Origin of the sequence: Hydrogenophaga sp. A37, from assembly GCF_002001205.1 — a bacterium.
Taxonomy (GTDB): Bacteria; Pseudomonadota; Gammaproteobacteria; order Burkholderiales; family Burkholderiaceae_C; genus Hydrogenophaga.
On sequence record NZ_MUNZ01000038.1, the window covers coordinates 1 to 9,196 of the forward strand.

Here is a 9,196-nt window from a genome sequence, read left to right on the forward strand (position 1 = left end):
GCCATGACACCCACCCGCCGCATCCTCCTCGCCGCCAGCGCCCTGCTGCCCTTCGCGGCAGCCACCGCGCACGCCCAGGCCTGGCCGACCAAGCCCATCAAGATCATCGTCACCTTCGCGCCGGGCGGCTCGTCCGACATCGTGGCGCGCCTGTTGCAGCCCGGTCTGCAGGACAAGCTGGGCCAGACCGTGATCGTCGAAAACAAGCCCGGTGCGGGCAGCACCATCGGTGCCAACGAGGTGGCCAAGGCCGCGCCCGATGGCTACACCCTGCTGCTGTCGAACACCGCGCCCATGAGCATCTCGCCCTTCATGATGGACAAGGCGCCCTACGACCCGGTGAAGAGCTTCACGCACATCGCGCACATCGGCTCGGTGCCCAACGTGTTCGTGGTGCACCCCTCGGTGCCGGCCAAAACCATGCCCGAGCTGGTGAAGTGGATCAGCGCGCAGACGACACCCGTCAACTACGGCAGCGGCGGCGTGGGCTCCATCGGCCACATCGTGGGCGAGATGTTCAAGAACCAGTACAAGCTGAAGATGGAGCACGTGCCCTACAAGGGCTCGTCGCCCATGCACACCGACCTGCTCGGCGGCCAGCTGCAGTTCGCGGTGGACACGCTGACGCAGAACGTGCCCTACATGAGAGACGGCAAGCTGGTCGGCATCGCGGTGACCTCGCGGGCCCGTGCGCCGATGTCGCCCAACGTCCCGTCCGTGGTCGAGGCCGGCTACCCCAAGTTGCTGGCCGAAAACTTCCTCGGCATCTCGGCCCCGGCCGGCACGCCGAAAGACGTGGTGGACAAGGTGAACGCCGCCGTGGGCGAGGTGGTGTCGCGGCCCGACGTGGCCAAGCGCCTGGCCGATCTGGGTGTCGCGGTGGAGAAGATGAGCCCGGCCGAGTTCACGAAGTTCGTGAGCGACCAGGTCACCGAGTGGGCGCCGGAGGTTAAGGCCTCGGGCGCGCGGCTGAACTGAGCGCCCCATGAGCGGCGGACTCTCCATTCACTGTGTGGACGTGGCCAGCGGCCGCGTCGCGGCAGGCCTGCGCGTGGCGCTGCAGCGCCTGGGGCCGGACGGCCTGCCGCAAGGTCCGCTGATTGCCGAAGGCACCGTGGGCGGCAACGGCCTGCTCGCCCACCCGGCGCTGATGAGCGGGGCCATCACGGCCGGGGGTTACGAGGTGCGGTTCGAGGTGGGCGCCTTCTACCGCAGCCAGGGCGCGGCCGTGCCCGAGCCGGCGTTTCTGGAGGTGGTGCCCTACCGCTTCCACATCGCCGACATCGCGCAGCACTACCACCTGCCTTTCAAGTTCACGGCCTGGGGCTTTTCGCTGTTTCGCGGGGGAGCTTGAAGGGCAAGGGTTCGACAGCGCCTGTCATGGCGTTGCCACGGGACCGTCGCCGTCGCGTCAAACACGCGCGGCACAGTGGCGCGGCCGCCTGCACCGTTGCAGGCGCTCCCCACCACCGCCGACCGAGAGCCCCGACCATGCGCCGATCCCCCGTCCCATTCCCGAGCTTGCGCCTCAGCCTGAGCGCCACCCTGCTCGCCCTCGCCAGCCTGCCGCTGCAAGCCCAGGCCCAGACCGCCTTCCCCGCCACGCTCACGGGCCACGCCATCCTGCCGGCGCAGACCTTCATTGCCGCGCCCAAAGACGCGCCGGCCGATCTGCAGGTCAGCGGCAAATTCACCACCGGCCAGCGGGTCGAGAAGATCGGGGGCGTTGAAGGCAAGTCCGCCGGCCGCCCCACCGGCGTGTCGCTGCCCTTCAAGGGCCAGCCGGTGCAGGGCCATTCGGGCATCAAGCGCCTGGCCGACAGCAGCTTCTGGCTGCTCACCGACAATGGCGCCGGTTCCAAGGCCAACTCGCCCGACTTCGCGCTGTTCCTCAACCGCTACACGGTGGACTTCAAGAGCGGCCAGTTCAAGCGCCTGGAAACCGTGTTCCTGCACGACCCCGACAAGAAGGTGCCGTTCCGCATCGTCCACGAAGGCACCAAGCAGCGCTACCTCACCGGCTCCGATTTCGACACCGAAGGCTTCCAGATCGCGGGCGGGCATTTCTGGATCGGCGACGAGTTTGGCCCGTACCTCATCAAGGCCGACATGAAGGGCCGGGTACGGGCCGTCCATGAAACGAAGGTGGACGGCAAGACCATCATCTCGCCCGACCACCCGTCGGTCATCACGCCGGGCGCGCCCAACGGCGAGCTGAAGTTCCAGTCGCGCCGTTCCAAGGGCTACGAGGGCCTGGCCTCATCGCCCGATGGCAGCAAACTCTACGCCCTGCTCGAAGGCGCGCTGTGGGACGAAGCCACCAAAGCGCCCGAAGCGCTGGACGGCAAGCAGTTCCTGCGCGTGCTGGAGTTCGACGTGAAGACCGAACAGTGGACCGGCCGCCACTGGAAATACGTGCTCGACGCCAACCACCACGCCATCGGCGACTTCAACATGATCGACGCCACCACCGGCCTGATCATCGAGCGCGACAACGGCGAAGGCACGGCCGACAAGGCCTGCCCCGAAGGCCAGAAGCGCACCGACTGCTTCCACGACCTGGCGAAGTTCAAGCGCGTGGTGAAGGTTGAACTGACTGATGCCAACGTGGGCGGCCCGCTGCGCAAGATCGGCCACATCGACCTGATGGCCATCGCCGACCCCAACAAGCTCTCGCGCAAGCCCTTGACCAACGGCGTGCTGGCCTTCCCCTTCTTCACCATCGAAAACGTGGACGTGGTGGACGCGACGCACATCGTGGTCGGCAACGACAACAACCTGCCGTTCTCCAGCAGCCGCGAGCCGAACAAGGCCGACGACAACGAGCTGATGTTGCTCGAGGTGGGGGACTTTCTCAGCGCCCGCTGAATCCCCGCGTTCAGGCGTTTAGAGTTCGACCGCGTGACCCTCGCGCGCGCTGAGCGCCAGGGCCTCCAGCGTGGCCGCGATGTCCAGGCTGGCCTGGGCGGCGCGCTCCACGGCGGTGAAGTCTTTCGCGGCCACCACCTGTGCGAACGCCTCGGCGCAGAAGCGGAAACCGCTGCCGCTGGGCGAACGGATCTCTTCGAACGGCACCGAATTGGCGGTGCCGCGTCGCACGCGCAGCTGGCTGGGCAGGTAGCCCCAGGGGTGGCCCGGCGCGTCGCTGGTGTGGTTGAGGTACTCGGTTTCGATCGTGCCCTGCGTGCCCATGATGGTGGCGCGCCGGTGGTTGGCCGCATCCATGGCGCAAGAGAGCTGGGCGCGCCGGCCATCGGCAAAGGTGAGTGTGGCCATGAGGCTGATGTCCACACCGCTGTCGGCCCAGGTGGCGTGCGCGATCACGCTTTTCGGCGCCTCGCCCATGACGAGACGGATCAGGCTGGTGACGTAGCTGCCGGCATCCAGCAGCGCACCGCCGCCCAGCTCGGGCTTCATGCGGATGTTGGCCTGCGGGTTGCCCAGCGTGAAACCGAAGCTGGCCTGCACGCTCCGCACCTCGCCGATGGCGCCGCTGTGCAGCAGGGCCAGCATGTCGCCGGTCTGCGGCTGGAACCACCAGGGGTAGCCCTCCAGCAGCATCACGCCGTGCTGGCGCGCGGCGTCCAGCATCGCCTGCACCTGCATCACCCCCAGCGCCAGCGGCTTCTCACACAACACGTGTTTGCCGTGGCGCGCCGCGGCCATCGCCCACTCGGCATGCAGGCTGTTGGGCAGCGGCAGGTAGATCGCATCGACCTCGGGGTCGGCCAGCAGGGCTTCGTAACTGCCGTGCCAGCGGGCAACGCCCTGTGCCGCGGCGAAGGCGCGCGCGTTCTCTTCGCTGCGACTGGCCACGGCGACGACGCTCACCGCGCGGCTGGGCCGCACGTCGCGCACGAACTGCTTGGCGATGTTGGCGACACCGAGCACGCCGATGCGCAGCGGCGGGGTGGCGGCACGGCTGGAGCGGGCAGAGGCAGGCTTCTTCATGGGTGTGATCTCTTTGGCGTGGTGGCGATCACGCGGCGAACACCTCGGTGTCCACCTCGCTGTTGCCCTGCGCGCTGTAGCGGTTGCCCACCACCGTGTGCTGGTTGATGTGGGCGTCCAGGCGCGCGATCACGTCGGCGGACAGACTCACCTCCACCGCGCCCAGATCGTCGTGAAGGTGCTCCACGCTGGTGGTGCCGGGGATGGGCAGGATGTCATCGCCCTGGTGCAGCAACCAGGCGATGGCGAGCTGCGACGGCGTGCAGCCCACCTCGCTGGCGATGGCCAGAAAACCCGGCAGCAGCTGGCGGTTGGCGGCGTAGTGGTCGGGCGCGAAGCGCGGCATGGCGCGGCGGATGTCTTTCGCGTCGAAGGCGCTCACATCCAGCTCGCCACACAGGAACCCACGCGCCACCGGGCTGAACGCCACGAAGCTCACACCCAGCTCGCGGCAGGCCTGCAACACCGCGATCTCGGGGTTGCGCGTCCACAGCGAGTACTCGGTCTGCAGTGCGGCGATGGGGTGTTCGGCGTGCGCCTTGCGCAGCGTCGTCGCCGAGACTTCGGAGAGGCCCACGCTGCGGATCTTGCCCGAGCGCACCAGATCGCCCAGCGCGCCCACGCTCTCTTCGATCGGCACCTGCTTGTCCCAGCGGTGCAGGTAGTAAAGGTCGATCACGTCGGTCTGCAGGCGCTTCAACGCGGCTTCGCAGGTGGCCTTGATCGTGTCGGGCCGGCCGTCGATCACGCGCACCTTCACGCCGTCAGCGTTGGGCACGCCTTGCATGCCGCACTTGCTGGCCACCGTGAATTTCGAGCGGTGCTTCGAAATGTATTTTCCCACCAGCGTTTCGCTCGCGCCGAAGCCGTAGAGCGCCGCCGTGTCGAAGTGGGTGACACCCGCATCGAGCGCGGCCAGCAGCACGCGCTCGGCCTGCTGTTCGGAGACCGGGGCGCCGTAGGCGTGGCAGATGTTCATGCAGCCCAGGCCGATGGCTGAGACAGGGAAGGGACCGAGTTGGCGTTGTTGCATGTTTCGATTCCTTGCATCAAGAAAAAAAAGCCAGACCATTCAGCGCGGTACTGAGATGGTGCTGACCCATTGTGCTTGTAGAGTGCGCAGAGCCCTCACCCCTGCCCTCTCCCAGAGGGAGAGGGAGTGAATGCGCTCAGGCTGCGTTCAGTTGCTGCTCAAGGTTGTGCAGCACCTGGTAGCAGTTGAACACCTTGCCCACGCTGGAGTTCGGCTCGCGCCCTTCCTTGATCGCAGCGAAGAACTCGCGGTCTTGCAGCTCGATGCCGTTCATGGACACCGCCACTTTCGACACGTCGATCTTTTCTTCCTTGCCGGTGAACAGGTCGTCGTAGCGCGCGAGGTAGGTCGCGGTGTCGCCGATGTAGCGGAAGAAGGTGCCGAGCGGGCCGTCGTTGTTGAACGAGAGGCTCAGCGTGCAGATGGCGCCGTTGGCGGCTTTCAGCTGGATGCTCATGTCCATCGCGATGCCCAGCGCGGGGTGGATCGGGCCCTGGATGGCGTTGGCCATCACGATGGGGCTGTTGCACTGGTAGGCGAACAGGTCCACGGTGTGGGCGGCGTGGTGCCACAGCAGGTGGTCGGTCCAGCTGCGGGCCTGGCCCAGCGCGTTGGTGTTGGTGCGGCGGAAGAAGTAGGTCTGCACATCCATCTGCTGGATGTTGAACCGGCCCGCCGTGATCTCATTGTTCACGTACTGGTGGCTGGGGTTGAAGCGGCGGGTGTGGCCGCACATCGCGACCAGCCCGGTCTGCTTCTGCAGGGCCACCACTTCTTCAGCACCCTTGAGGCTGTCGGCCAGCGGAATCTCCACCTGCACGTGTTTGCCGGCCTTCAGGCAAGCGAGCGTCTGCTCGGCGTGCATCTGCGTGGGAGTGCAGAGGATGACGGCGTCGACTTCTTTCATCGCCAGGCTGTCAGCTAGGTCGGTGGTGACGTGCTGGATGCCGTACTTGTCGGCGACCTCTTTGGTCTTTTCCAGGTCGCGGCTGATGAGCGACACGACTTCAACGCCGTCAATGTTCTTGATGCCGTCGAGGTGTTTGATGCCGAAGGCGCCGGCGCCGGCGAGGGCTACTTTGATGGTCATGGTGTTTCTCCGAATGAGGGGGTTGGTCCCCTCTCCCCTTGGGGAGAGGGTTAGGGTGAGGGCTCTTGCTGCGGTAGCACCCTCACCCCGGCCCTCTCCCGCGAGCGGGAGAGGGGGCAAGTCACGCGTTCTCGAGGATCAGATGGCCCACAGCGGTGTTCGATGCGGGCACATGGTAGAAGCGGTGCTTGACCGTCGGAGCCGGCCCCTGCACCTTGCCATCGACGATGTCGGACATGGCGCCGCGGGCGATCAGCCACATCACGAGTTCGATGCCCTCGCTGCCGGCTTCTCGCACGTAGTCGATGTGCGGTGTGTCGGCGCAGCCCACGGGGTCGGCGATCATCTGGTCGAGCCAGGCGTTGTCCCACTCGCGGTTGATCAGGCCGGCGCGTGCGCCCTGCAGCTGGTGGCTCATGCCGCCCGTGCCCCAGATGTGGACGTTCAGATCGTCGTCATAGCTTTCCACCGCCTTGCGGATGGCCTGACCGAGCATGAAGCAGCGCTTGCCCGATGGCACCGGGTACTGCACCACGTTGACCGCGAACGGGATCACCGGGCAGGGCCAGGCGTCGGTCTTCGGGTCGAGTTCGCCGCACATCAGCGACAGCGGCACGGTCAGGCCGTGGTCAACGTCCATCTTGTTGACGATGGTGAGGTCGAAGTCCTGCTGGATGACCGACTGCGCGATGTGCGAGGCCAGGTCGGGGTGGCCGATCACCTTGGGCACCGGGCGCGGGCCCCAGCCCTCGTCGGCCGGCTGGTACTCGGCCGCCGTGCCGATGGCGAAGGTGGGAATCATCTCCAGACTGAAGGCGGTGGCGTGGTCGTTGAAGACCAGGAAGACGACGTCGGGCTTGTTGTCCTTCATCCACTGCTTGGAGAAGTCGTAGCCCGCGAACAGCGGTTTCCAGTAGTCCTCTTTCGTCTTGCCCAGGTCCATGGCCGCGCCGATGGCGGGCACGTGGGAGGTGAAAACGGATGCGGTGATTTTGGCCATGTTCAGACTTTCTTTCCTGCGGCGCCCTGGGGCTGGCGGTGCGACTGCGCGTCACCGTCTTCGCCCACGACGCGGTTGCCTTCGACCGAGCGGCCGCCCTTGATCATCATGTTGCGGTATTCCTCTTCGGTCATGCCGGTCATAGAGCCCGCCATCTGCTGGAAGCTCTTTCCGTCGGTGGCGCCGATCTTGGCCAGGAAGTAGATGTTGCCGCCGGTGCGCATGCACCAGTTGAGATCGCGCGCGAGCACGGCCTGCTTCTGCTCTTCGGTCATCGCCCATTCGTCGAGGTAGGCGCGCTCGTCGGCCTTGAACTTCTCGCGGTTCTCTGCCTTCATGAGCGACATGCAGAACTGGTTGAGCCAGAAGCCTTTGCGTGACTGCTCAGCGTCGAAGATGATCGTGCCGGGCACGTCCAGGTAGGGTTTGTTCAGTGACATGTCAGACCTCCTCGGGCCAATAGAGACGCATCGGGTTCGTCACCAGCAGCTTCTGCTGCAGCTCGGCGGTGGGCGCGATGTGCGGGATGAAGTCCACCAGCAAGCCGTCGTCGGGCATGTGGTCTTTCAGGTTGGGGTGTGGCCAGTCGGTGCCCCAGAGCACGCGGTCGGGGAACTGCTCGACGATGCGCTTGGCGAACGGGATCACGTCGGAGTACGCGTTCTGCTCCCCGTTCAGCGCCTTGGGGCCGGTCACGCTCAGGCGCTCGGGACAGCTCACCTTGCTCCACACGTTGCTGTGCTCGCGCATGAACTTCTCGAACAGCGCGAACTGCGGGCCGTCCACCGGCAGCGACACATCGGGTCGGCCCATGTGGTCGACCACCACCGTGGTGGGCAGCGCGGTGAAGAAGTCCCACAGCTCGGGCAGGTCCACCGCCTCGAAGTAAATGACCACGTGCCAGCCCAGCTTGTGGATGCGGCCGGCGATCTCCAGCAGCTCGTCCTTGGGCGTGAAGTCGACTAGGCGCTTGACAAAGTTGAAACGCACGCCGCGCACACCGGCAGCGTGCAGCGCCTGCAGCTCTTCCTCCGTCACCGAGCGCTTGACCGTGGCCACACCACGCGCCTTGCCGCCGCTGCTGACCAGCGCGTCGACCATGGCGCGGTTGTCGGCGCCATGGCAGGTGGCCTGCACCACCACGTTGCGGGCGAAGCCGAGGTGGTCGCGCAGTGCGTACAGCTGGTGCTTGCTCGCGTCGCAGGGCGTGTACTTGCGCTCGGGCGCGTAGGGGAACTCGCCCCCCGGTCCGAACACGTGGCAATGTGCGTCCACGGCGCCGGCAGGCAACTGGAATGTCGGCTTGGACGGGCCGGTGTACCAGTCCATCCAGCCAGGGGTTTTGGTGAAGTCACCCGACGTGGGTTTGTCCATGGGTTTGCTCATGTCGTGTCCTCAGTCGATGTATTTCAGGCCGGCGGCGGCCAAAGGCTCGCGCATCTTGTACATGTCCAGCCCCAGCACACCGCTGGCCAGCTTGTCGCGCTTTTCGCCCTCGAAGCTCTCGCGCTTGATCGCCGCCGCCAGCGTCTCTGCCGCACGCGCCGCTGGCACGCAGACCACGCCGTCGTCGTCGGCCACGATCACGTCGCCGGGCGTGACCAGCATGCCGGCGCACACAATGGGGATGTTCACCGAGCCCAGCGTGGCCTTGATGGTGCCCTTGCTGCTGATGGCCTTGGACCAGACGGGGAAGTTCATTTCCTTGAGTGTCTTCACATCGCGCACACCGGCGTCGATGATCAGGCCGCGGGCACCGCGCGCCTGAAAACTGGTGGCCAGCAGGTCGCCGAAATAGCCGTCGGTGCACTCGGCCGTGACGGCCGCGACCACGATGTCGCCGGGCTGGATCTGCTCTGCGGCCACATGCATCATCCAGTTGTCACCGGGCTGCAGCAGCACGGTGATGGCCGTGCCAGAGACCTGCACGCCGGTCTGGATCGGGCGCATGTAGGGCTTGAGCAAGCCGACGCGGCCCATGGCTTCGTGCACGGTGGCCGAGCCGAGCGCGGCCAGGCCGTCGGCCGCTGCGCGGTCGGCACGGGTGATGTTGCGGTAAACGACGCCGAGTTGGTACATGGTTTTTCTCCTGAGTTGGTATGAAGCCCTCCCCCTCTGGGGG

10 protein-coding genes are annotated in these 9,196 nt (G+C 66.2%); 3 read left to right on the forward strand and 7 right to left on the reverse strand.

What is annotated here, in order from left to right; all coding sequences use genetic code 11:
- From B0E41_RS00570 to B0E41_RS00580, 3 genes are all read left to right on the forward strand, one after another.
- The coding region (locus B0E41_RS00570) for a tripartite tricarboxylate transporter substrate binding protein (RefSeq protein WP_363349978.1) at nt 1-978 on the forward strand (978 nt) is incomplete at its 5' end.
- Nucleotides 979-985: 7 nt separating this feature from the next.
- On the forward strand, nt 986-1,354 hold the full coding sequence (locus B0E41_RS00575; RefSeq protein WP_077327606.1) for a hydroxyisourate hydrolase: 369 nt from the start codon (nt 986-988) through the stop codon (nt 1,352-1,354).
- A 137-nt stretch (nt 1,355-1,491) separates the two neighbouring features.
- The gene (locus B0E41_RS00580; RefSeq protein WP_077327608.1) at nt 1,492-2,868 is read left to right on the forward strand and encodes an esterase-like activity of phytase family protein; all 1,377 of its coding nucleotides are present in this window, start codon (nt 1,492-1,494) and stop codon (nt 2,866-2,868) included.
- Between the two features lie 18 nt (nt 2,869-2,886).
- On the opposite strand, the gene B0E41_RS00585 is transcribed toward B0E41_RS00580, so the two are convergent.
- The 7 genes from B0E41_RS00585 to ligK all read right to left on the reverse strand — a co-directional run bounded on the left by B0E41_RS00585 (nt 2,887) and on the right by ligK (nt 9,153).
- Entirely contained in the window at nt 2,887-3,951 is a 1,065-nt protein-coding gene (locus tag B0E41_RS00585) for a Gfo/Idh/MocA family oxidoreductase (protein WP_077327611.1), read from the reverse strand.
- Between the two features lie 28 nt (nt 3,952-3,979).
- A complete protein-coding gene (locus B0E41_RS00590; RefSeq protein ID WP_077327614.1) occupies nt 3,980-4,984 on the reverse strand; it encodes an aldo/keto reductase in 1,005 nt (334 codons plus the stop codon).
- A gap of 136 nt (nt 4,985-5,120) precedes the next feature.
- The gene (locus tag B0E41_RS00595) at nt 5,121-6,074 is read right to left on the reverse strand and encodes a Gfo/Idh/MocA family oxidoreductase (RefSeq protein WP_077327617.1); all 954 of its coding nucleotides are present in this window, start codon (nt 6,072-6,074) and stop codon (nt 5,121-5,123) included.
- A gap of 121 nt (nt 6,075-6,195) precedes the next feature.
- On the reverse strand, nt 6,196-7,074 hold the full coding sequence (locus B0E41_RS00600) for a class III extradiol dioxygenase subunit beta (protein WP_077327620.1): 879 nt from the start codon (nt 7,072-7,074) through the stop codon (nt 6,196-6,198).
- A gap of 2 nt (nt 7,075-7,076) precedes the next feature.
- The gene (ligA, locus tag B0E41_RS00605) at nt 7,077-7,514 is read right to left on the reverse strand and encodes a protocatechuate 4,5-dioxygenase subunit alpha (protein ID WP_077327623.1); all 438 of its coding nucleotides are present in this window, start codon (nt 7,512-7,514) and stop codon (nt 7,077-7,079) included.
- A 1-nt stretch (nt 7,515) separates the two neighbouring features.
- Nucleotides 7,516-8,448 carry an amidohydrolase family protein gene (locus B0E41_RS00610; protein ID WP_077327632.1) on the reverse strand — a complete coding sequence of 311 codons (933 nt, stop codon included), beginning with the start codon at nt 8,446-8,448 and terminating at the stop codon, nt 7,516-7,518.
- 21 nt (nt 8,449-8,469) lie between these two features.
- Nucleotides 8,470-9,153, reverse strand: coding sequence for a 4-carboxy-4-hydroxy-2-oxoadipate aldolase/oxaloacetate decarboxylase (ligK, locus tag B0E41_RS00615; protein WP_077327625.1), 684 nt, complete (start codon nt 9,151-9,153; stop codon nt 8,470-8,472).
- Between the last annotated feature and the right edge of the window lie 43 nt (nt 9,154-9,196).

Coding starts and splice junctions, on each gene's coding strand:
- ligA (WP_077327623.1), bottom strand. CDS start 7,514: ATGTCACTGAACAAACCCTACCTGGACGTGCCCGGCACGATCATCTTC.
- B0E41_RS00590 (WP_077327614.1), bottom strand. CDS start 4,984: ATGCAACAACGCCAACTCGGTCCCTTCCCTGTCTCAGCCATCGGCCTG.
- B0E41_RS00585 (WP_077327611.1), bottom strand. CDS start 3,951: ATGAAGAAGCCTGCCTCTGCCCGCTCCAGCCGTGCCGCCACCCCGCCG.
- B0E41_RS00595 (WP_077327617.1), bottom strand. CDS start 6,074: ATGACCATCAAAGTAGCCCTCGCCGGCGCCGGCGCCTTCGGCATCAAA.
- B0E41_RS00580 (WP_077327608.1), top strand. CDS start 1,492: ATGCGCCGATCCCCCGTCCCATTCCCGAGCTTGCGCCTCAGCCTGAGC.
- ligK (WP_077327625.1), bottom strand. CDS start 9,153: ATGTACCAACTCGGCGTCGTTTACCGCAACATCACCCGTGCCGACCGC.
- B0E41_RS00575 (WP_077327606.1), top strand. CDS start 986: ATGAGCGGCGGACTCTCCATTCACTGTGTGGACGTGGCCAGCGGCCGC.
- B0E41_RS00600 (WP_077327620.1), bottom strand. CDS start 7,074: ATGGCCAAAATCACCGCATCCGTTTTCACCTCCCACGTGCCCGCCATC.
- B0E41_RS00610 (WP_077327632.1), bottom strand. CDS start 8,448: ATGGACAAACCCACGTCGGGTGACTTCACCAAAACCCCTGGCTGGATG.